A 20,800-nucleotide genomic window follows, 5' to 3' on the forward strand; every position below is an offset into this window, starting at 1 on the left:
GGTTAGAGGGTGTACACTCTTTCTCTTTCGTCTTCAGGCCGCCCGGCCTTGTACCCCTATGGCGCCGCGCAAGGATTCCTACGACTTTCACGATCAGATCGGCCACTTGTTGCGTCGTGCGTATCAACGGCATGTCGCGATTTTCCAGGAAGCGATTCCCGATTCCGATCTGACCGCCGCGCAGTTCGTCGCACTGTGTGCGGTCAAAGAACAGCAACCGTGCTCGCTGAACGACATCGTCAAAGCGACTGCGATCGATCAGGCAACGATCCGCGGCGTCGTCGAGCGCCTGAAGGCGCGCGCGCTGATCGAGGTGGGCGCCGACCCGAACGACGGACGCAAGCTCGTTGTGCGTCCCACCGCGGCGGGCCTCGCATTGATCGAGCGCACTGTGCCGTTCGCCCAGGAGGTCACGGAGCGCACTTACGGCGCGCTGAATGCGGGCGAGCGCGTCGCCATGCTGTTTCTGCTGCGCAAAATGATGGAGTCGGACGCGGACGCCGAGTAGGCGAGTCCCGCCGCGATCGTCTTGCGTGGCTCCTAAGTATTCGCCGCATGCGCCGGTTCAGCCGCCAGCAGCTTGCCGGCGGCGCGCAAACCCTCGCGCACGGTCTCTTGCGTGAACGGCGGCGCGAGCAGGCGCACGCCAGTCGCGTCGTAGATCGCATTCGCGAGCGCGGCGGGTCCAGGCACGGAGGCCGATTCGCCGGCGCCCAGCGGCGGTTCGCCTTGGCGCGGCATCAGCACGATATCGACGGCCGGCAACTCCGGAAAAGTCAGGATCGGGTAGCTGCCCCATTCGCGGCTCGCCACCTTGCCGTCGACGAATCGCACGCGCTCCTTGAGCGAGCGGCTCAGGACCTGGATTACGTTGCCGTGAATCTGATGACGCACGCCGTCGGGGTTGATCATCGTGCCGGTGTCCTGGCCGACCGTGATGCGCTCGACCCGCACCTGCCCGGTCACGCGATCCACCACGAGTTCCACCGCCCACGCCGACCATGCCGCGCCAAAGCCTGGAAAGCGGCTGTGCACGTAGCGCGCGTAAGCGATGCCATGTCCGCGCGCATAGCGCTCGTCAGCCGCTTCAATGCCGCGCTTGCGATGCTTCCACCCGGCACGTGCGGCAACCGCTTCGAGCAGTTCGGCAGCGCGTGTGTCCTTCAGATGGCGCAAACGAAATTCCAGTGGGTCGCTGCCGGTTAGCGCGGCCATTTCATCGGCGAACGAATCGTGCGCGAACGAGTTGGGCAGCGCCGACACACCGCGAAACCATGACGAACGCACGAGAGGGGCGAGATCGTCGCATGCGAAACGACGGTGCGGGCTTTCGTACGGCGAGACGGCGGTGCGGTCGCCCATTTCGAAGACGCGCGCTTGTGGGGCGACGGCGCCTGTCAGCAGCGACGCGAGCAGCGGCGCATCGTTCGACGGATAGCGCGTCGCGAAGTCGTAGCCGAGCAGACGGCCGTCGTCGCTCACCGTGCCGGTGACGTCCACCACCTGGCCACAGCCTTTCGGCTCCCACGTGTGTTCGTCGGCACGCGAGAGCTGCACGCGCACCGGCGCACCGACCGCGCGCGAGAGCAGCAGCGCGTCACCACAGACGTCGTCCGCACAATTGCGTCCGTAGCAGCCCGCCGCTTCCATGCGGACGACGTCGACGTCGGCTTCGTCGCGTTGCAAGAGGGTCGCGAGGTCGCAGCGTAGCGAGACCGGGTTCTGCGTGCCCGACCAGACGGTGATGCGTCCCTTGCCGGGCTCCCGGTAGTCGGCCACCGAACACGATGGACCGATCGAGCCATGCATCTGATAAGGCCATACGTAGGTGCGTGACAGCGTGGTCGCGCCGGGCAGACCGCGCACGGATTCGACGTCGCCTTCTTCCAGCAGAGGCCGTCGTTTTGCCGGCGCAGCGGAGATCGCAGCGCCTGGATCATCCAGGGAATCGAGCGGCGGCAGTGGCTTCCATTTGACGCGCAACTCGCGTGCGGCACGAATCGCCTGTTCTTCGCGCTCGGCCACGACGCCCACGAAATCGCCGATCACGACCACGTCTCGTACACCCGCAATATGAGCGACGGATTCGCGTTCAACCCGCTCGAGAGATGTGCCGACAAAAGCGCCGCTATCGATGCCGCTATAAGGCGGACGTACCACCCGTCCATGCAGCATGCCGGGCACGCGCATGTCATGCACAAAGGTCAACGCGCCGGTCGCCTTCGCCGGCAGATCGATGCGCGGCGATGAACGCCCGACGAGCCGGTACGTCGATGGATCCTTGACGGGCGTGCCGATGTCGAGTTCAAGCGTAATGCTGCGGCCAGCGATCAGTTCGGCAAACGTCACGCGTGCGCCGTCCGGGTTGGCCGCGCAGAAAATCTGGGCGTCATCGGTGGCAAGCTGCTCGATGGCGACGCCGAGGTGCTGCGCGGCGAGTTCGAAGAGTGCGCCGCGCGCCTGCGCCGCCGCACAACGCAGCGGTACCGCCGAAATCTGGATTGTCGCACTGGCGATCGTGGGACCCTGATTCGGCGTGGCGGCGGTGTCGCCGAGCAGCACCGTGACGCGCTTCGCCGGCACGTCGAGTTCTTCCGCGACGATCTGGCCGAGCGATGTGCGTATGCCCGTGCCGAGATCGACGTGACCGTTGAACGCGAGGATCCGTCCGTCATCGAGTATCGCGACGAAGACTTCGGGTACGTCCGGCACGTAGGTCGAGAGGCTGCCGGGCTGTCCGGCGGCGGGCCTGACGGGCGCAGCCGGCCGGCGGATCACGGCAAGGCGGCCGACACTTGCCAGAAGTTCGGAGCGGTTCACGGGCAGGGTCCCAAGGTGTGTACCACGCTCATGCGTCAACGCACGCGCTGCTCGATCGCGACCAGCGCGTCCGCGAGCGGCATCACCGCGGCATACTTCTGCTGCATGTCGAACAGGTTCGCGTCGTGCGGGCCGATTGCCCGATCGCCGACACAGTCGGACAGCACCAGCGGCCGGAACCCATACGACATCGCATCGACAACGCTGGCCCGCACACAACCACTCGTTACCGCGCCGGCCACGAGCAGCGTCTGCACGGCGCGCTGCGTGAGCCATGGCGCGAGTTGCGTGCCGAAGAACGCGGACGGCACGGTCTTGCGCACCACCAGCTCTCCTTGCGCGGGTGTCAGTTCCGGCACGATCGCGCTATTGGGATGGTCTTCGGTGAGCGTCGCCATGCCCGGCACCTTCAGCGAGAACACGTTGTCGTCGCTGCCGTCCTCCGCGTAGACGATGCGGCTGTGCGCGACTGGCCAACCCGCGGCGCGTGCGTGTGCGAGCGCCTTCACCGTACGTGCAATCGCTGGCGCGATATTGCCGCCGCCGAATGTAGACGGATCAGCAAAGCCGACCACGAAGTCGACAATCAACAGGCCGATGTTGCCGTGCACGGGCAGCGGTGTGCCGAACCCTTGCTGCTGATACACATGGGCTTCGGCGTGTGTTTGGGGAGCATTCATCGCATCAGGTCTCAGCGTGTCGGTTCGATTACGCGGCCGTCGCGCACGACGACATCGTCGTCGAGCAGCACGGTGCAGTGGCGCAGCGGAATATCGATGTGGCAGGTTGTCGTGCGGCTGCCGCCGCCTTCGTTGTTCGGGCCGAGCGAGAAGAGGAAATTCCCCTCGAACGCGCGCGCATCCATACCGATGGTCGCTTCACGATCGTAGAGACCGAGCGTCGACCAGCGCGCACGCGGCTGCAGCCCCCAGCCGATATGCGAGATCGCATAGCCTTCAGGATCATTGAAGGTTTCCATGTAGTCGCGCAGTAACGCGGCATCGACACCCCCTTCGATCTTTGTCGCATAGCCGCGTTCAACAGTCAGCACGATCGGCTCGCTCACATAGCGCTTCTGCGGCAGCAGGATGTCGCCGCGATCGATCACGATCGTGCCGCGCGCGGTGCGATCGTTGGGATAGGTCAGAGCGAAGCCGCTCGGCCAGTGATCCCAGCGGCCGGGTTCGTCGACGAAGCCGTATTCGGCGGTGGGTCCGAACTCGCCAAGCGGGCACACGAGCGACGTGCCTGCCGGGGACGTCACGCGCATTTCCCGTGCGGCGGAAATGCGCTTCGCGGCGCCGAGCACCCGTGTGCGGTCGGCCTGGGTCGGCACCATGCGCGCGAGCACCTCGGGGGGCTCGACGGCCAGCAGGATTTTCGTGCCGGACTTCAGGATGTCGTGCTGCTCGGGGGAGAACAGCAGGGTCATCAGATCGAGCACGAGATCACTCGCTTTCAGCGCGGCGATCGCGGGGCCGTTGCCGGTGAGCGGCGTGGTGCCCAGATAGGCAAGCGAATCGCGGCTGAACGCTTTCTCGCCGTTCACCGGCGGCAGATCGAGCCGATTGACGATCGCGCCCATCGATTGCGTCGCGATGAGCGCGCACGACAAGGTCTGCGGATGCGTGGCCGGGCTCGTCAGAATCGTGACGCTCTGGCCGGGTTCGAGGCGGGACAGCGTGAGGACTTCCTTCCACGCTTCGATCAATTGGTAGTCGCTGACTGGCATCGACGGTTCCTTTTTACGGTCGGTAGGCGAGCGGCGCGCCGAGGAAGTCGCTGAAGGCGGCATAGAAGCCGGCAGCGTTGTCCCACGGAATCATGTGGCCAGCGTTGGGCACGCGTACGTGCAGCATCGCCGGTGTGGCGCGCTGCAGTTCGGCGACGTCCTCGTCGCGCACCACGTCGCCGTTCTGCGCAGTCATCAGCAGCGAGGGCACGGTAAGACGGGCGGCGTCCGCGTGGAAATCGTCGGTGTGGAAGCCTTCATAGGAGGCGAGGATCGCGCGCTCGTCGCAGGTATGCAGCCATTCGGCGCGCAGCTGGCGTTCGGCTTCCGTCCAGGTCGGGCAGAACGCGCGCATGCCTTCGGCGTCGGTGCCGCTTCGTGCGAGGGCCATCGAATCGACGTACCAGGGCAGCTTGCCCGGATAGTCACGGCGGCCGGGCCCGGAAACCGGCGGATCGATCAGCGCCACCGATGCGAGTCCGCGCGGCGCATGCAGCGCCGCGCGCGCCGCGATGCGCGCGCCCATGGAATGGCCGACCAGGCTGAATTCACGCAGACCGAGCACCGCGACGAACGCGGCCACGTCGGCGGCTTGCGCGTCGAGGCTGTAGTCGAGGGTCGGCGATGCCGACGACAGGCCGCGGCCGCGCACATCGAGTACGTAGGTGTCGTGCGTGCGGCCCAGCACTTCGCCGACGAAGCCCCACGTGATCGCCGGACTGGTGATGCCTGGAATCAGCACGATAGCGGGGCGTTTCGCGCGTGAACCGTCGGCGCCGCCGTAGCGCAGATAGTGCTGACGGATGCCGTTGGCCGCGACGTTCGCGCCGTACAGGAAGGTAGTCATGGTCGGTCCTCTTGCGGCGGCGGTCAGTAAGCGCCCGACAGCAGGGCACCTGCGCCCGGTACGATCGGTTCGAGATCGAGCTCGCGCAGCATCGCGTAGGTGGTGGCGATCGCGGCCGTAATTACCGGCTTGCCTGTCATGGCCTCGACCTTGGCGACCGCCGGCAGCGACGGCATCTGTACACAGGCGGACAGCACGATTGCATCGGCCTGCTCGAAAGGCATGCTTTTGACGATGTCGGGCAAGCGTGCGGGATCGTGACGGCCCACGTCCAGGTTGTCGGGGATTTCGAGCGCGCGATAGTCGATGACTTCATAACCTTCGTGGCGGATGTAGTCGACCACGAGCTCGGTCAAGGGCTTCATGTACGGCGCCACGACGATGACGCGTTTGGCACCGATCACACGCAGTGCATCGACGAGCGCACCGGCGCTCGTCAGGACAGGCGCCTGCCCGCCGTTTTCCGCCGTGCGCTGCGTCAGGCGCGCCTGCGATACGCGGTGATAACCGTGACCCATGGCCATGATCGCGACGAGGCAGGCATAGCCGAGCACGTCGACGCGCGCGTCGGACAACTCGAGGGCGCAGCGGTCCGACTCGGCGTCCATTGCCGCCAGCTCTTCCTTGACGACCTTCTTCATGCGCATCCGGCTCGAATGGAAGGTGAAGCGCTGCGGGCGGATCGTCTCGCGCAGTCGCAGCATGGCCGGAATCTCCGTTTCCATCGTGGTGTTCGAGCTCGGCACGATCTGGCCGATCCGGTATGTCCTGGTCATTGTGATGCTCTCCGGTCAATGTGAGTGATGCCCGGCGCCTTGCGACGGCGAAGGGCGTCGTGCGTTGAGGCAAAGTCTAGTGTGTACGTTATAAAAATTCAACAGAATAAAAATGCCCCAGATGAGCGGCAGGAGAAATTAAAGCGTGACTGCACGTATATGGGCGACAAATTCGGCGATCAAGTGCACGAAAAATTTTTGTTGTCGAAAGAATTTCTAATGTGTACGCTACATTTAATCGAACTCAACCGGACCGTCGAAGCATGTCGCTGGGCGGGCGCACGAACAGGAGAACATCATGAGAAAAACCCGTATCGCCGTTATCGGCGCAGGCCTCGGTGGCACGGCGGCTGCCGCGTTGTTGCAACGCAGCGGTTATGACGTCAGGCTCTACGAGCAGGCTCAGGCGTTTTCACGTCTGGGTGCGGGTATTCACCTGGGGCCGAATGTGATGAAGATCATGCGTCGCATCGGCTGCGAAGACGCTCTGAACCTGATGGGCTCGCATCCCGACTTCTGGTACAGCCGTGACTGGAAAACAGCCGAAGCGATTTCGCAGATTCCGCTCGGCGATCACGCGCTCAAGTCCTACGGCGCGAGCTATCTGACGGTCCATCGTGGCGACTTTCATGCGCTGATGACTGAGGCGGTCGCGCCCGGCACGATCGTCTTCGGCAAATGCCTGAAGGCTGTCGAGGACACCGGTAGCGACGTGCGCATGACCTTCGCGGACGGTTCGGTCGAGACGGCCGACATCGTGATCGGCGCGGACGGCGTCAACTCGAAGATTCGCGATCATCTGCTGGGCTCGGAGCCGCCGCGTTATACGGGCTATGTTGCGCATCGCGCGGTCTTCCCCGCGTCGCTGCTCGGCCACAAGCCGTATGACATGTGCGTGAAGTGGTGGTCGGAAGACCGTCACATGATGGTCTACTACGTGACCGAGGCGCGCGACGAGTACTACTACGTCACGGGCGTGCCGCAGGCCGAGTGGCCCGCGGGGGTGTCGGTGATGGAAAGCAGCCGTGAAGAAATGCGCGAGGCGTTCGCAGGTTTTCATCCGGACGTGCAGAATCTGATCGACGTGTCGCCGTCCATTACGAAATGGCCGTTGCTCGAACGCGATCCGCTGCCGTTGTGGAGCCGTGGCCGTCTGGTGCTGCTCGGCGACGCATGTCATCCGATGAAGCCGCACATGGCGCAGGGCGCGGCGATGGCGATCGAAGACGCAGCCATGTTGACGCGCTGCCTCGACGAAGTGGGCGCAACCGATTACGCGGGTGCCTTCGCGCTGTACGAAGCGAATCGTGCGACGCGCGCCTCCAAGGTCCAACTGGTCTCCCACAACAACACGTGGCTGCGTACGAATGAAGACCCGTCGTGGGTCTTTGGCTACGACGTGTTCAACGTACCGCTCGTGTCGCCGGCCGCCGAGGTTGCTTCGGCCTGAGTGTGAGTGGCAAGCATGCAATCCGGAAGCACGCGGCGCCGGCGCCATAGCACGCCGCGTGCTTCCGCTGTAACGTCGTCCCTTTTCATTTGTGAACAGGCTCAGATATGGCGCATTCGAGTCCGCCCGCCGGTCCGCTGACGCTCACCGTCAACGGCGTTCGCCGCACCGTTCAAGGCGCCACGCCGGATACGCCGCTGCTGTATATCCTGCGCAACGACTTCGAACTGAACGGGCCGAAGTACGGATGCGGCCTCGGGCAGTGTGGCGCGTGCACGGTGATCGTCGACGATCAGCCGACGCGTTCGTGCGTCGTGCCCGCGAGCATTGCGATCGGGCGCGAAGTCACGACGCTGGAAGGACTAGGGACGGTCGACGCGCTGCACCCGGTGCAGCGCGCATTCATCGACGAACAGGCGGCGCAGTGCGGTTACTGCCTGAACGGCATGATCATGAGCGCGAAGGCGTTGCTCGACCGTAACCCGGAGCCTGACGACGACGCGATCCGCGACGCGCTGCGCTTCAATCTGTGCCGATGCGGCACGCACTTCGAGATCGTCAACGCGGTGCGTCGCGCTGCGCAATATCTGCGGCATGAAGGTGCGCATGAATCAGGACGGTGACGACATCGTAGCGGTGCGTGAGGATGAACGTGGGCTTGAGTCTGTGCGTGCGCAGTCTGTCGAGAACGAAAAGTCCGGCGCGGCGCTGTACCGGTCGGAACGGTATCAATGGCCCGTACCAACGCAAACGGGCGACGCAGCCGCAATGGCCTATGCGGACCTGATGGTCGAAACCGGCCACAAGCACGACGGCACGATGACAACGTGGCAATACCGTGCGCGGCTGGAACACAAAGAGGCTTCAGCGTGCGATGACGACGTCGAGTCTGATGCGCCTTTGCTGGTGTACCGGCACGCTCAGACGTCTGTGGCGGTCGAAGCTTCTGCGGCCCGGACAATTCCTGTTCAGGCGCATGCGTTTGCCCGCGAATCGTTCATCGACGAACTCGCCCATGCGTTGCAACGCGATCCCGTCGCGTTGCGCCTGCAGCACCTCGACGCGCAGCGTGACGGCGGCGCGCGCGAAACGATCCGCATGGTGACCGAGCGTGCCGCGTGGGGCGGGGCGCTTGCGGCTCAGGTTGAGCCGGCGTCGCCCTGGGTGCGCGGACGCGGCTTCGCGTTCGACGGCGAAGCGCTTGAACACAGCGCGCCGCTATCGTCGGATGAGAAAAGCAGTTTGCCTGTGCGCGTCACGGCGGGAACGCCGAATCCGAGTGCCGATAGCTGGACGGCGTGGGTCGTGGATGTCGACGTGAATCGTGAAACTGGTGATGTCGCGATCAGACGCGTGGTTGCGGGCCGTGGTTCGGGCGAACCGGGTGCCGCGCGCGTCTCGGGCTTGCCGTCATGGCAGGTGACCGATGCGATCGAGCGCTCCACCGGCGTGCGCTTTCTTGCCCGGTCGGCCCACGATGAAACCGGCTCTGCGAACGGCGATGCTGCGGTGTCGCATGAACTGAGCGTAACGGGGAGGGCGCTGAACGAGTCGACTGCCGGGACGGCGCGTACCTTGACGAGCGCGGAGGCCGACACGATAGAGCGTGCCGCCGCGCCCGCCGCGGCCGCGATTGCGAACGCCTTGTTCGACGCAACCGGCGTGCGTTTCCGTGCACCCCCGTTCGACGCGGAGCGCATTCGCCGCGCGTTGGCTGACGCACCTTCCGCTACGTTGGTCGTGGCGCCTGCGCAAATGCGTCGTCCGTCGCGTTGGCGGCGCTGGTTGGCCGGGGGCGGCGTCGGCGGCGTGATGGGCGGTTTGATCGGCCTCGCGTGCTCGGTCCTGCCGGGGCCGGCGCCGATCGCGCCGATTGCCTCAGTCGACACTTCGCTGTGGTCGCCGGCCACGCTCGAACGCGGTCGTCAGATCGCCGCCGCGGGAGATTGCGCGGTCTGCCACACCGCGCCGGGCGGCAAGACCAATGCCGGCGGTTTCGCGCTCGACACGCCGTTCGGCACCGTCTACTCGACCAATCTCACGCCCGATGCGCAGACTGGCATCGGAACCTGGTCGTACGAAGCGTTCGCGCGGGCGATGCGCGAAGGTGTTTCGCGCGACGGCTCGCATCTTTACCCGGCGTTTCCGTACATCGCGTTCGCCAGGATGAGCGAGTCCGACATGATGGCGCTCTACGCGTATCTGATGTCGCAAGCGCCGGTCAAAAACGCGCCACCGAAAACGAACTTGCCATTCCCGCTCAATCAAAGACGGCTGGTGGCCGGCTGGAATTGGCTGTTTCATGACACGCGTGCGTTCGTCCCTGACGAGACGCGCTCGGCGCAATGGAATCGCGGCAAGTATCTGGTCGACGGCGCGGGGCATTGCGGCGCGTGTCATACACCGCGCAATGCGATCGGCGCGGAGAAGGGCGGTTTTGCGTATCTGTCGGGCGGGAGTGCGGAAGGCTGGGACGCGCCGTCGCTGGTGGCTTCGCGTGCGTCGCCGGTGCCGTGGTCCGAGGCTGCGCTATTCGACTATTTGCGCACGGGCTTTTCTGCAGAACACGGTGTGGCGGCGGGACCGATGGCACCTGTCGTCGCCGGGCTCGCTACGCTGCCGGAATCCGACGTGCGCGCAATGGCTCACTACGTCGCGTCGTTGTCGCCACCCGTTGACGCGGAGGTGTCCGCCCGTGCCGCGGCCGCGCATGCGATTGCTACGGACGCGGGTTCGACGACGACACTTGGCTTCGAAAACGGCCGTCGCATTTTCGAAGCATCGTGCGCGGTGTGTCATGCGGAATCGGGCGGCGTCGGCCATTTCGGCGTGCGTCCGTTGATGGGGCTGAACACGAGCGTTGCACAGGCTTCACCGGACAATCTTCTGCATGTGTTGCAACACGGGATCGATCAGCCCGCAACGGAATCGCTGGGCTACATGCCCGGATTCGGAGATGTATTCGACGACAAGCAGATGGCCGAACTCGCGTCGTATATCCGCGCGCGCTACGCGCCAGGGCAGCCGGCCTGGCGTGATCTCGAATCGGCGTCGGCAAGATTGCGCGCGGGACACTAGCGCCGTCCGGGAAAATCCGGTCAACCGGCCTGATGAAACATATCGTAAATGGAGTCGACCAGCCAGGCGATTCCCGGGTCCGCCGAGAACTGGGCGTGACAATGGACCTGAATTTCAATGGGTGGCAACGAGAAAGGCAACGGGAGGATGCGGAAGGACTTGTTGCGGTTAAAGCGCTGCGCGATGCTTCTGGGGAAAATGACGGCGAGATCCGTGTTCTGAACGATCTCGGGCGCAACGACAAAATGAGGCAGACGCAGCACGATATCCCGGCGCAGGTTCAATTCCTCCAGCCATTGCTCGACCATCCGGTGTCCGGTTGCGTTTGTACTCGCATAGACGTAGCGCAAGCCTGCGAGGTCTTCCTTGGTTGGTTTCAGTTTGCGCAAGGGGTGCCCCGCTCGCACAACGCAAACGTGTTCGTCGAAGAATAGCGTCCTGCTCACGCAACCTGAATCCAGACCCGGAACGTAACCGAGCGCGAGATCGATTTCACCGCTGCGCATCGCGGCACTCACTGAGTCGACGGAGACATTGGCGATCTCGATCCGGATGCCGCGTGCAGTACGGTCGAGCATCGAGAGCAGCGGCGGCAGGAAAAAGTACTCCGACATATCCGACATCGACACGCGGAATACGCGCGTCGTCGTAGCGGGGTCGAATTTCGCGAGCTGCTGCACTGCCCCGTTGATGATTTCGAACGCCTGCGTGAGCGGTGCGTGCAAACGCAGTGCCGCATCCGTGGGCACCATGCCGCTGGGTGTGCGAACGAAGAGCGGATCGTCGAATAACCCACGCAGCCGACGGAGCGCGTGGCTAACGGCAGGTTGCGTGAGCCCGAGGCGTTCGCCCGCGGCGGTCAGGCTGCGTAGATCCGAAATGGCCAGAAACACGCGTAGCAGATTCAAATCCGTAATGCCAGAGTGCGACTTTGTCATGACGTTCGGATCGCGGCAGTGAAGGAGTCTGACGATCGCGTTGCGTCAGACTCTGGCTGTTAAAACGGACGCGCAACTTTCGATGCGACAGTATCCGGTTCGCAGAGCGGGACGTGACAGCGGCCGATCGGTTGGGGCCATCCGCGTCCGGCCTTACCTCCGCTGCAGGTTACCGTAAATGCTGTGCATAGGGAAATGCGAGGCCGGTCCGCTGTATGGCGGGAATGCGTCGAAATCCTGCTTCATTTGCGCACGTACCGGCGAGGCCAGCGCTGCGGCCAGCGCCGCGGAATCGTCGAAGACCACTTTGTTCCGCTGCATGGCGGTTGCTTGCGGAATATCTAAACCGGTCCGATAGTCGACCCGCGTATAGATTTCCAGCTCACGAATGTGGGGCAGCTGTGCCATGAGCGGGGGATGATGCTTCAGATAGTGCGTCAACCACGCATTGAAATTCTGGGCTTCTCCTTCATAGCCGACGAGATACGTGCATTTCTCAGACGGATCGTCAATGTCGGGGGCATTCGGCGTAGCAAATTTTCTCACCGCCATGAGTTGCTGCGCGAATGCAAGGCGGTCCTGGACGGCGTCGATCGCTTGCTCCACGATCGTATGTGTGGCACCGCCGCGTTGAAGCGCCGCTTCGGCAGGATTGAGATCGTCGAAATACCACTGCAGCACCCAGCGTGGCTTCAAAGCATGTTCGTTTGAATGAGGGTCGCCATTCGCCGACTCGACAGAGCGATGGATTACGAAGCGCCGCAGTCCTTCTACGTTCTGGGACACCGCCTGAATGAGCGATATATCGATGTCGCGCGGCTCCCGATGCATGTCATTGCGGTAGCCGATAAGAAACAGACAGACTTCCACGTTCACCTCGGAGCACTTGCTACGACGGATTGCGCCGTTGCTTCTGGCCGCACAAGGCGGTGGAACTGCCGACCAAAATAGATCAGTCCGTCGCCCTCCGATCTGGTCGAGATATGCCCGATTTCTACAAACATGACCGAATGCGATCCAACACTCTTGAGGTCGACTATCTCGCCTTCGAGACTTGCAATCGCATGCGAGAGGACCGGGGCCGACTGATGCCCGATCGTCCATGCATGACGTGCAAACCGCTCGTCCATCGAACAGGCTGTCATGCCCGCGAAATCACGCGCGACGTCCTGACATTCCGCAGCCAGCACATTGATGCACACGTTCCGGTTGTGATGCAGAACATCGTGTACGTAACTGGCCTGGTTGATACAAACGAGCATTGTCGGCGGCTCATCCGTCACGGAACAGACTGCGCTTGCGGTAATCCCGCAACGTCCGCTCGGGCCATCCGTGGTGATGATGTTGACGGCCGCGGGCAGGCACGCCATCGCATCGCGGAAACGCCGTTTGGTGTCGTCGATCGTCATGATTGTCCTGTCGCTTTCATGTGGCATGGCCCTCATCAGGGATACGGCGTTACCGGCGCGATGCCGGCAAACAGTGCGCCCGATGCGTCGTAGGTGCCTTCTCCAAGGAACGCGTGCTGCGTCACGACAATCGAGTCGCGCACCAATCGCTGCAGCCGATTCTCGCGGTAGATCGCGGCGATGCCTGCCAACTGATACGCCTGCATCACGACCTCGGCGCACACTTGTGCGGCGTGAGTCGCGCTGAGGCGCATCAGATTGGCTTGATGCTGTGTCGCAGGATCGCCGGCGATGATGGTTTGCCATGCCGACTCGGCGGACTCGTAGAAGAACGCACGAGCACTGCGCCAGTTGGCCTCCGCTTTCGCAAGACCGGAGCGGTAGTAACCGCGATCTGCAAGACGCGGGGCGCCGGTTGTGGTTTTAGTCGATCCGGACATGTCGGTCAGCAGATCGAGCGCTGCACGCGCGAGGCCGACGTTGACGGCCGCGTGCACTTGCGCCTGGTACGCAACGGCAGGATAGCGATAGAGCGGCTCGTCGATCAGCGCCTGGCCGCCGCGAACGAATGTCCATTGTGCGTCGACGAATTTGTCGCGAAGCCGCAGATCATGGCTGCCGGTGCCCTGCATACCGACGACGTTCCAGTTCTCGACGATCTCGACCTCGTGCGCCGGGAATACGGCGGTGAACGGTTTTCCTGCGCCAGTGTCGCCCGAATTGGCGGGCGTGCCGCCGATCCCTACGCCGATCCAGTCCGCGCCCTTGCAGCCGCTTGCAAATCGCCATTGTCCGCTGACCATGAAGCCACCCGGCACTTTGGCGGCTGGCTGCAATGGATAGAGTCCGCCGGCAAAAACCTGGTCGGGTCCTTTTGCATAAATGTGCTGTTGCGTTTCGATTGGGAGCGACGCGAGATAGGTATTCGCCGACCCAAACGCGGCGACCCAGGCGGTCGACCCGTCGGCGATCGCGATGCGCTCGAGTATGCGCAGAAATCGCGGCGGCGGCAGCGCGTCTCCACCGAAGCGGCGCGGCGTGCTTGCGCGAAAGATGCCCGCGCGTTTCATCTTCGCGATCACGTCGCGCGGAACATGCGACAACTGATCGAACTCGTCTCTTCGACGCTCTATTTCCTCGATCAGAACATCGAGGGTAAGAGGACCCGCGTACTCCGGATACAGGTCGGCTTGATCGATGACGCGAGGTTCATAGGCGTGCGTCGGAAGGCTGGCACTTTGAAGGCTTTGCATGATGGCAGGGTGTAGGAATTGAATAATCGATCCGTCTGGTGCGGCGGCGACTCAGCGCCTCCGCTTGACGATGTTAGGCGCTTTCTTTCGCCTGAAGTCTCAAAGCCTTCGGGAAAGTCTCGGGCGCAAGACAGGTCGCGAGCACGGTGATCAGTCCGAGAACAACGAGGTAAATGACGACTGGCGTGGCGCTACGGTAGTGAGCGAGCAGCGCGGTCGCGATCATCGGCGACAGACCGCCGCCGAGTACCGACGACATCTCGCGGCCAATGCCAAGACCCGAGAAACGTAGATGAACAGGCAACAATTCGCTGATGAAAGCAGGCTGAGCGCCTTCGAGGATACCCAGTGTCATGCTGTTGGCGAGGACGAGCGCCAGGATGACTTTCCACAGCACGCCCGAGCCGAGCAACACGAAGTAAGGGTAGGCGACCAGCACCATAGCGATTGCTCCGGCGAGATACACCGGCTTGCGGCCGATTTTGTCCGTCACGTGACCCATTACGAGCGAAACGGGGATCATCAACAGCATCGACACCGTCAATCCACCCAGAATCCAGCTCGATGGCAGGCCGACAAACCGGCCGTAGGCAATCGAAAAAGCGAAGAAGATGTACGACGCAGCGCCTTCGCCAAAGCGCAGGCCGAAAACGGTCAGCACCTGACGTGGACATTGGCGAAGCACTTCGATAATCGGCATGCGGCTGCCACGGTGCGTGGCCTTGACCTCGGCGAACTCGGCACTTTCGTCCACGGAGCGGCGCATCCACAGTCCGAGCGCGACTAACACGGCGCTGCACAGGAACGGCACGCGCCAGCCCCAACTCAGAAAGTCGGAAGACGACAGCGTCTGGACGAGCAGGAACGCAACGGTGGAGAGAACGAAGCCGAATGCTGCGCCGCAGGGACTCCATGCAGCGAGTGCACCGCGTTTCGATGCAGGCGCGTTTTCATGGATGAGCAGAATACTGCCGCTCCATTCCCCACCCGCAGCCAGACCCTGCACGATGCGCAGCAGGACCAGAAAAATGGGGGCCGCGATGCCGATTTGCTGATAAGTCGGCAAGAGACCCATGCAGACGGTCGCGCTGCCCATCATCAACAGCGTGAGCATCATGACCGTCTTGCGGCCGTACCGGTCCCCGATATGGCCGCAGAGCACGCCGCCAATCGGGCGGGCGATGAAGCCAACCGTAAAGCCGCCGAACGCCGCAATCGTCCCAGTCAGTGGATCGGTGCCGATGGGGAAGAACAGGTGGCCGAACACCAGCGCGGCGGCGGTTCCATAGAGAAAAAAGTCGTACCACTCGAGAATCTGGCCGAGCACTGCAGTCGTCACCGCGCGGCGAACCTTGCTGGTCGGACGCAGGTCGGATAGGGGAGCAAGCGTAGCTGTTGCGTCAGGATTCATGGCATTTCGCAGATCACAGTGTTGGAGATCCCGCCTCTCGACAACACAGATCGGCAGGTACGACGATGCGAACGGGGCAGGCATGTCCGCACAATATGGCCGAGGCAAAAGGCGGTCAAATTCAGGACAAAAATGAACGACATGAATGGCGTGCATGACGACGCATGCAGACAGATGAAGTCATCCGAAGCGCGGCACGCCACTTGGACCGATCGCGCTCAGGCATCTGATCGGCGTCTCAGTGCGGCAGCAGTTCGCGAGACCTACGCTTGCACGGCTACTCGACGTCGAGGAGAGCAGGCCGCAACTGCGCGTGGCGCTGGCCAGCACCGGATCGGTGCGCAGCGTGTTATTGGAAGTCCTCGCGCGTGACGGTTTGCCACCGCAAGAGGACGTGGCCGTCGCGGCGCACGCTCTATGACGAGATGGTTGCAGCAGACGTCGTGATGAAAACCGGCGTGTTCAAGCATGAACGCGGCTCGCGATTCTTCTGTGAAGTACCGGGCGGCGTCCTCGTCGAATTCAATACCCGTTCGGATGCCGACGAGAAGTATCGAGGCACCTTCGACCTCTAATATTCTGGGATTCCGGGCAACGGGTGTGCGTACATCTTTCGTTAGCGACGTGCGCTTGCCATCAGCGCCTGTGGCGCATCACTTCCCAGCAATCGCGATGGTCCATCCGGCTGAGTTTCCGCCGCCGCGTCATTTCGCGCCAATAGTGAACGGCGACCAGCAGCACGGCGGCGCTCAACCCACACAGCCCCACGACGATTCCTGTCCACGATTCGGCCACGGAACACTCCTTGACTGTGAAACTGATCAAGCGATACGTGTCATTCGTCGTTCAGGATACGAGCGGCAGCCTTCAGGAACATCTGTCCGTCGTGGGTAATGAGCGGGCGCTGTTGCCCGGAAGGGAGGTTCTCCAGCGTGACGAGCTGACGGTCTAGAAGCGCTTCCAGATCGGCACCGTCCAGATTCAGCCAATCCGGCGCATCCTTGAGTAGCATGAGGGTCGCGAATTCATGCGGACTGAGCATCGCCGTCTCCTGGCTAAACCTGCTTTGCTGGGAACGTGATCCGTTGGCCTCGCTACGCGAGCAGGATCAATTCGGGGATGGCTGCTGCAGGCTGTCACCTCACGTTCAGGTGGCATGTCGCGCGCCATGGCACTCATCTTAATGCTGAGTTGTCCAATAGATCAATATGTGGGAAAAAACTTTTTCAGCATTTTTACGGCACCTTCGTGAATCCGTCGCGGCGCAGCACGACCCGTTGACCGGCAATCGCGTGCCGCTTCGCACAACGTGTTCGTCAGCGCACAGACGTGATGCGTGTCACACTGATCCCGGTGACTATTCTGGCAGCGCTTCCATACGCCCGTCTGCATACTCGAGGTGAGTTCCGGATGCCGGGCGCTGCGATTGAAACCTGAAGGAGACAACCGTTGACCACCTTCCTCCTACGTAACGGCGCACTTCTCGACCCTACCCATCCTGATCTGCTAGAAGGCTTCGAAGTCCTCATCGAGGACGGTTTCATCCGCGAGGTTTCCGACAAGCCGATAAAAAGCGGCAGCGCGCACGTAATTGATGTGAAAGGCAAAACGATCATGCCGGGGTTGATCGATCTGCATGTGCACGTCGTTGCGATCGAGTTCAACCTGCCGCGCGTTGCGACGCTACCCAACGTGCTGGTGACGCTGCGCGCCGTGCCGATCATGCGTGCAATGCTGCGCCGCGGCTTCACCACCGTGCGTGACGCAGGGGGTGCCGGGTATCCATTCAAGCAGGCGGTCGAGTCAGGGCTGATCGAAGGTCCGCGCCTCTTCGTATCCGGCCGCGCGTTAAGCCAGACCGGTGGTCACGCCGATCCTCGCGCCCGCTCCGACTACATGCCGCCCGATTCACCCTGCGGATGCTGCGTGCGCGTGGGGGCGCTTGGCCGCGTGGCGGACGGCGTCGATGAAGTGCGCCGGGCCGTGCGCGAGGAACTGCAGATGGGCGCCGACCAGATCAAGATCATGGCCTCGGGCGGCGTTGCTTCACCGACCGATCCGGTCGGCGCATTCGGTTACTCCGAAGATGAGATCCGCGCGATCGTAGCGGAAGCTCAGGGGCGCGGCACCTATGTGCTCGCGCATGCCTATACGGCTGCAGCGATCGCGCGCGCGGTGCGCTGTGGCGTGCGCACGATCGAGCACGGCAATCTGATTGACGATGAGACCGCCCGCCTCGTCGCGGAGCATGGCGCGTATGTCGTGCCGACCCTTGTTACTTACGATGCCCTTGCAAGCGAAGGCGAGAAATATGGTTTGCCGCCCGAAAGTATTGCCAAGGTCGCGGACGTGCACGGCGCCGGCATGCACTCGATTGAAATCATGAAGCGCGCCGGGGTGAAGATGGGCTTTGGCACCGACTTGCTCGGCGAGGCCCAACGTCTGCAAAGCGATGAATTCCGGATCCTGGCCGAGGTTCTGTCACCGGCCGAGGTGATCGCAAGCGCGACCCTCGTTGGCGCGGAAGTGCTGGGCATGCAGGACAAGCTCGGCAGAATCATGCCGGATGCCCATGCCGATGTGCTGGTGGTCGATGGCAATCCTCTGAAGTCCGTCGATTGTCTGCTGGGTCAGGGTGAGCATATTCCGCTCGTGATGAAGGATGGCCGGCTCTTCGTCAACGAACTCGAAAGAGTTTGACCGTTTGACGCTGCGTCCGCGGCGCCCCGCAGCCCCTGTCGGAGCCTGTCTATGACGATGATTTCCGCCCGCATCGAGCGCCTGCCGTTTTCAGCTTTTCACCGCCGTCTGCTATTGATGGGCGGCCTCGGCTACACCTTCGATGCGATGGACGCCGCCGTGCTCGCTTTCCTGCTGCCGGTGTTGCGCACGCAATGGGGGCTGACGAGCGTACAGACGGGCGTACTGGGAAGCGGCACGTTCATGGGCTATTTCTTCGGCGCGATGCTGGCGGGCATGCTCGGCGATATCATCGGCCGACGCAAGGTCATGATGTATGCGCTCGTGATTTACTGTGTCGCGTCGCTTGCCAGTGCATTGGCGAACGACTGGGGATTTTTTCTCGCGACGCGGATTGTCGCCGGGTTAGGAACGGGAGCGGAAAGCGCCATCGTCGCGCCGTTTCTCTCGGAGTTCGTGGCGCGGCGGTATCGCGGGAGTTTCACGGGCAGCCTCGCGGGTTTTTTCTCCTTCGGCTTCGTAGCGGCTGCATTGCTCGGCTATCTGGTGATCCCGCTCGCACCCAATGCATGGCGCGCCGTGATGGTCATTACCGCGCTGCCTATTCTGATGCTGCTGTGGTGGCGCCGCGCGTTGCCCGAGTCACCGCGCTGGCTGGAGGCGCGCGACCGGCACGCGGAGGCCGATGCGATCGTGTCGAGGATGGAGGCGGAGGTCACCCAAGCGGGCGTGCAGTTGGAGCCGCTGTCTCCGGTGCGTGACGGAACCGTTCCGCTCGCAGCCGGACGAGCCTCGATCGTCGCGAACGTCAAGGCGTTGTGGGCGACGAAACTCGCGCGCATCACAGCCATGACGTGGTTGATGTGGCTATCCATCACGTTCAGCTATTACGCTTTTTTCACGTGGATTCCCGGCTTGCTGGTTCAGAACGGAATGACGATCACGCGAAGCTTTTCGTATTCGCTCGTGATTTACATTGCACAGATCCCGGGATACTTTTCAGGTGCGTGGCTCAACGAGAAGATCGGCCGGCAGGCGACGATCGCGTCATACATGATATTGGGCGGCGTATCGGCGCTTGGGCTTGCATTGACGCGTACGGATGCCGGCATCATGGTGTCGGGCATCCTGCTGTCGTTCTTCATGAACGGCACCTATGCCGGCGTTTACGCCTATACCCCGGAGGTGTTTCCCACCGACGTGCGCGCAACGGGCACGGGGCTCGCTTCGTCAATTGGCCGGCTGGGCGCGATTGCAGCGCCTATTCTTGTCGGGTACGTCTATCCGAAGCTTGGTTTTGGCGGGGTGTTCGGTGCGACAACGCTTGTGCTGCTGACCGGTGCGATGGCCGTGGTACTCATGGGGGTGCCGACACGCGGAAGATCGCTCGAGGACATTGCAGCAGGGCAAATCGAACAGTATTAGCGCCAAATGTCGCGTGCTATGCTTGGACCGGCAAGTATCTCCGCGCTACCCACCGCTATCCGTGTCGACGACGAGGTAAGTGCCATCCAGAACGCCGCACCGGTCGGCGCAAAACCGAGCCGGACACGACTGCGATCGTTGACCATGGACTATCGTCATCTGCAGCAGCGCAAGAGCTTGCACGGCCGCATTGTGCAGGAGCTCGGCATGGATATCGTCGGCGGCAGGGTACAGCCGGGCCAGCGCTTGCCTGCTGAGGCCGACTTATGCGAGCGCTATGGCGTTAGCCGCCCCGTGCTGCGCGAGGCCACCCGTGTGCTCGTGGCGAAAGGGCTGGTCGTGTCGAAACCGCGTGTAGGCAGTGTTGTGAAGCCTCGCGCGGAGTGGCACATGCTTGACCCCGATGTCCTGTTCTGGACGATCAACAGTGTTCCGGAAGGCGAGTTCTTCAGCTCGCTCCTGACCGTGCGCCGCGTTATCGAACCCGCGGCGGCGGCACTTGCCGCCACGGCTGCAACAAGCGACGATCTTGCGCGCATTGCATCGGCTTACGACCAGATGGAGCGTGCGGAAACCGCAAGCGCGCTACTGGATCCTGACCTCGAGTTTCATCGCGCAATCATGGCGGCCACTCACAACGACCTGCTGGCCTATATCGGCAACATGCTGTCACTTGCCCTGACGGAATCGATCAAGCTGACGAGCCGTCATCCCGACACACACGCGCTTTCGTTGCCGCGGCACAAGGCGATTCTCACTGCAATCCAGAGTCGTGACCCGTTGGGCGCGCGGCATGCAAGTCTGGTCCAGCTCGACAATGCACGCGCGGACGCCGAGCGCGTTCTGGAAACCGGTAGCCAGTTTCAGACACAACCCTGATGCGAACGGGTTGGCTGAGTCGAACCCCCGGGCAGAGCGCAGCGGGCGCTTACTGTTCTTCACGTCCCTTGCTTTCCGGGCG

At 62.8% G+C, this 20,800-nt stretch carries 20 protein-coding genes; 8 read left to right on the forward strand and 12 right to left on the reverse strand.

The window, feature by feature from the left end:
- Positions 1 to 58 precede the first annotated feature (58 nt).
- A complete protein-coding gene (locus P3T25_RS12965; RefSeq protein ID WP_154557886.1) occupies positions 59 to 508 on the forward strand; it encodes a MarR family winged helix-turn-helix transcriptional regulator in 450 nt (149 codons plus the stop codon).
- 32 nt (positions 509 to 540) lie between these two features.
- On the opposite strand, the gene P3T25_RS12970 is transcribed toward P3T25_RS12965, so the two are convergent.
- Genes P3T25_RS12970 through P3T25_RS12990 form a run of 5 tightly spaced genes read right to left on the reverse strand, consistent with a single transcriptional unit; the run spans position 541 to position 6,175 of the window.
- Entirely contained in the window at positions 541 to 2,820 is a 2,280-nt protein-coding gene (locus P3T25_RS12970) for a xanthine dehydrogenase family protein molybdopterin-binding subunit (RefSeq protein WP_168435512.1), read from the reverse strand.
- Between the two features lie 35 nt (positions 2,821 to 2,855).
- Positions 2,856 to 3,500, reverse strand: coding sequence for an isochorismatase family protein (locus tag P3T25_RS12975; RefSeq protein WP_171925796.1), 645 nt, complete (start codon positions 3,498 to 3,500; stop codon positions 2,856 to 2,858).
- 11 nt (positions 3,501 to 3,511) lie between these two features.
- Positions 3,512 to 4,552 (reverse strand): 2,5-dihydroxypyridine 5,6-dioxygenase, encoded by a 1,041-nt coding sequence (locus tag P3T25_RS12980; protein WP_154557884.1) that lies wholly within the window; start codon positions 4,550 to 4,552, stop codon positions 3,512 to 3,514.
- Positions 4,553 to 4,565: 13 nt separating this feature from the next.
- Positions 4,566 to 5,399 (reverse strand): alpha/beta fold hydrolase, encoded by an 834-nt coding sequence (locus P3T25_RS12985; protein ID WP_154557883.1) that lies wholly within the window; start codon positions 5,397 to 5,399, stop codon positions 4,566 to 4,568.
- 23 nt (positions 5,400 to 5,422) lie between these two features.
- Complete coding sequence (locus P3T25_RS12990; RefSeq protein WP_028194760.1) at positions 5,423 to 6,175, reverse strand: maleate cis-trans isomerase family protein; 753 nt, start codon at positions 6,173 to 6,175, stop codon at positions 5,423 to 5,425.
- Between the two features lie 298 nt (positions 6,176 to 6,473).
- On the opposite strand from P3T25_RS12990, the gene P3T25_RS12995 reads away from it, so the two are divergent.
- The 3 genes from P3T25_RS12995 to P3T25_RS13005 all read left to right on the forward strand — a co-directional run bounded on the left by P3T25_RS12995 (position 6,474) and on the right by P3T25_RS13005 (position 10,703).
- On the forward strand, positions 6,474 to 7,625 hold the full coding sequence (locus P3T25_RS12995) for an FAD-dependent monooxygenase (protein WP_154557882.1): 1,152 nt from the start codon (positions 6,474 to 6,476) through the stop codon (positions 7,623 to 7,625).
- Between the two features lie 107 nt (positions 7,626 to 7,732).
- Complete coding sequence (locus P3T25_RS13000; RefSeq protein ID WP_154557881.1) at positions 7,733 to 8,248, forward strand: (2Fe-2S)-binding protein; 516 nt, start codon at positions 7,733 to 7,735, stop codon at positions 8,246 to 8,248.
- Positions 8,232 to 10,703, forward strand: coding sequence for a c-type cytochrome (locus tag P3T25_RS13005; RefSeq protein ID WP_154557880.1), 2,472 nt, complete (start codon positions 8,232 to 8,234; stop codon positions 10,701 to 10,703). The genes P3T25_RS13000 and P3T25_RS13005 overlap by 17 nt, the downstream gene beginning before the upstream one ends.
- Positions 10,704 to 10,723: 20 nt before the next feature.
- On the opposite strand, the gene P3T25_RS13010 is transcribed toward P3T25_RS13005, so the two are convergent.
- From P3T25_RS13010 to P3T25_RS13030, 5 genes are all read right to left on the reverse strand, one after another.
- Positions 10,724 to 11,641 (reverse strand): LysR family transcriptional regulator, encoded by a 918-nt coding sequence (locus P3T25_RS13010; RefSeq protein ID WP_154557879.1) that lies wholly within the window; start codon positions 11,639 to 11,641, stop codon positions 10,724 to 10,726.
- 153 nt (positions 11,642 to 11,794) lie between these two features.
- A complete protein-coding gene (locus P3T25_RS13015; protein WP_168435529.1) occupies positions 11,795 to 12,511 on the reverse strand; it encodes an ethyl tert-butyl ether degradation protein EthD in 717 nt (238 codons plus the stop codon).
- A gap of 2 nt (positions 12,512 to 12,513) precedes the next feature.
- Positions 12,514 to 13,050, reverse strand: a complete 537-nt coding sequence (hpaC, locus tag P3T25_RS13020; protein WP_154557878.1) for a 4-hydroxyphenylacetate 3-monooxygenase, reductase component — start codon at positions 13,048 to 13,050, stop codon at positions 12,514 to 12,516.
- Between the two features lie 35 nt (positions 13,051 to 13,085).
- Entirely contained in the window at positions 13,086 to 14,303 is a 1,218-nt protein-coding gene (locus tag P3T25_RS13025; RefSeq protein ID WP_154557877.1) for an acyl-CoA dehydrogenase family protein, read from the reverse strand.
- A 73-nt stretch (positions 14,304 to 14,376) separates the two neighbouring features.
- Positions 14,377 to 15,714 carry an MFS transporter gene (locus P3T25_RS13030; protein ID WP_154557876.1) on the reverse strand — a complete coding sequence of 446 codons (1,338 nt, stop codon included), beginning with the start codon at positions 15,712 to 15,714 and terminating at the stop codon, positions 14,377 to 14,379.
- A 368-nt stretch (positions 15,715 to 16,082) separates the two neighbouring features.
- Between P3T25_RS13030 and P3T25_RS13035 the strand changes: the two genes are divergently transcribed.
- Complete coding sequence (locus P3T25_RS13035) at positions 16,083 to 16,289, forward strand: hypothetical protein (RefSeq protein WP_408382048.1); 207 nt, start codon at positions 16,083 to 16,085, stop codon at positions 16,287 to 16,289.
- 61 nt (positions 16,290 to 16,350) lie between these two features.
- On the opposite strand, the gene P3T25_RS13040 is transcribed toward P3T25_RS13035, so the two are convergent.
- Complete coding sequence (locus P3T25_RS13040; protein WP_154557875.1) at positions 16,351 to 16,509, reverse strand: hypothetical protein; 159 nt, start codon at positions 16,507 to 16,509, stop codon at positions 16,351 to 16,353.
- A 40-nt stretch (positions 16,510 to 16,549) separates the two neighbouring features.
- A complete protein-coding gene (locus tag P3T25_RS13045; protein WP_154557874.1) occupies positions 16,550 to 16,756 on the reverse strand; it encodes a hypothetical protein in 207 nt (68 codons plus the stop codon).
- A 407-nt stretch (positions 16,757 to 17,163) separates the two neighbouring features.
- Here P3T25_RS13045 and P3T25_RS13050 point away from each other — a divergent pair, with 407 nt between their 5' ends.
- The 3 genes from P3T25_RS13050 to P3T25_RS13060 all read left to right on the forward strand — a co-directional run bounded on the left by P3T25_RS13050 (position 17,164) and on the right by P3T25_RS13060 (position 20,718).
- Positions 17,164 to 18,414 (forward strand): metal-dependent hydrolase family protein, encoded by a 1,251-nt coding sequence (locus P3T25_RS13050; RefSeq protein WP_154557873.1) that lies wholly within the window; start codon positions 17,164 to 17,166, stop codon positions 18,412 to 18,414.
- A 51-nt stretch (positions 18,415 to 18,465) separates the two neighbouring features.
- Positions 18,466 to 19,839, forward strand: a complete 1,374-nt coding sequence (locus P3T25_RS13055; protein WP_154557872.1) for an MFS transporter — start codon at positions 18,466 to 18,468, stop codon at positions 19,837 to 19,839.
- A gap of 144 nt (positions 19,840 to 19,983) precedes the next feature.
- The gene (locus P3T25_RS13060) at positions 19,984 to 20,718 is read left to right on the forward strand and encodes a FadR/GntR family transcriptional regulator (protein ID WP_154557871.1); all 735 of its coding nucleotides are present in this window, start codon (positions 19,984 to 19,986) and stop codon (positions 20,716 to 20,718) included.
- The last annotated feature ends 82 nt before the right edge of the window (positions 20,719 to 20,800 follow it).

Origin of the sequence: Paraburkholderia sp. GAS32 (assembly GCF_050434225.1) — a bacterium.
GTDB classification, from domain to species: domain Bacteria; phylum Pseudomonadota; class Gammaproteobacteria; order Burkholderiales; family Burkholderiaceae; genus Paraburkholderia; species Paraburkholderia madseniana.

What these genes read in the sequence shown, in the direction of transcription:
- P3T25_RS12965 (WP_154557886.1), top strand. Translation starts at nt 59, where the DNA reads ATGGCGCCGCGCAAGGATTCCTACGACTTTCACGATCAGATCGGCCAC.
- P3T25_RS12975 (WP_171925796.1), bottom strand. Translation starts at nt 3,500, where the DNA reads ATGAATGCTCCCCAAACACACGCCGAAGCCCATGTGTATCAGCAGCAA.
- P3T25_RS12980 (WP_154557884.1), bottom strand. Translation starts at nt 4,552, where the DNA reads ATGCCAGTCAGCGACTACCAATTGATCGAAGCGTGGAAGGAAGTCCTC.
- P3T25_RS12985 (WP_154557883.1), bottom strand. Translation starts at nt 5,399, where the DNA reads ATGACTACCTTCCTGTACGGCGCGAACGTCGCGGCCAACGGCATCCGT.
- P3T25_RS12990 (WP_028194760.1), bottom strand. Translation starts at nt 6,175, where the DNA reads ATGACCAGGACATACCGGATCGGCCAGATCGTGCCGAGCTCGAACACC.
- P3T25_RS12995 (WP_154557882.1), top strand. Translation starts at nt 6,474, where the DNA reads ATGAGAAAAACCCGTATCGCCGTTATCGGCGCAGGCCTCGGTGGCACG.
- P3T25_RS13000 (WP_154557881.1), top strand. Translation starts at nt 7,733, where the DNA reads ATGGCGCATTCGAGTCCGCCCGCCGGTCCGCTGACGCTCACCGTCAAC.
- P3T25_RS13005 (WP_154557880.1), top strand. Translation starts at nt 8,232, where the DNA reads ATGAATCAGGACGGTGACGACATCGTAGCGGTGCGTGAGGATGAACGT.
- P3T25_RS13010 (WP_154557879.1), bottom strand. Translation starts at nt 11,641, where the DNA reads ATGACAAAGTCGCACTCTGGCATTACGGATTTGAATCTGCTACGCGTG.
- hpaC (WP_154557878.1), bottom strand. Translation starts at nt 13,050, where the DNA reads ATGACGATCGACGACACCAAACGGCGTTTCCGCGATGCGATGGCGTGC.
- P3T25_RS13025 (WP_154557877.1), bottom strand. Translation starts at nt 14,303, where the DNA reads ATGCAAAGCCTTCAAAGTGCCAGCCTTCCGACGCACGCCTATGAACCT.
- P3T25_RS13030 (WP_154557876.1), bottom strand. Translation starts at nt 15,714, where the DNA reads ATGAATCCTGACGCAACAGCTACGCTTGCTCCCCTATCCGACCTGCGT.
- P3T25_RS13045 (WP_154557874.1), bottom strand. Translation starts at nt 16,756, where the DNA reads ATGCTCAGTCCGCATGAATTCGCGACCCTCATGCTACTCAAGGATGCG.
- P3T25_RS13055 (WP_154557872.1), top strand. Translation starts at nt 18,466, where the DNA reads ATGACGATGATTTCCGCCCGCATCGAGCGCCTGCCGTTTTCAGCTTTT.
- P3T25_RS13060 (WP_154557871.1), top strand. Translation starts at nt 19,984, where the DNA reads ATGGACTATCGTCATCTGCAGCAGCGCAAGAGCTTGCACGGCCGCATT.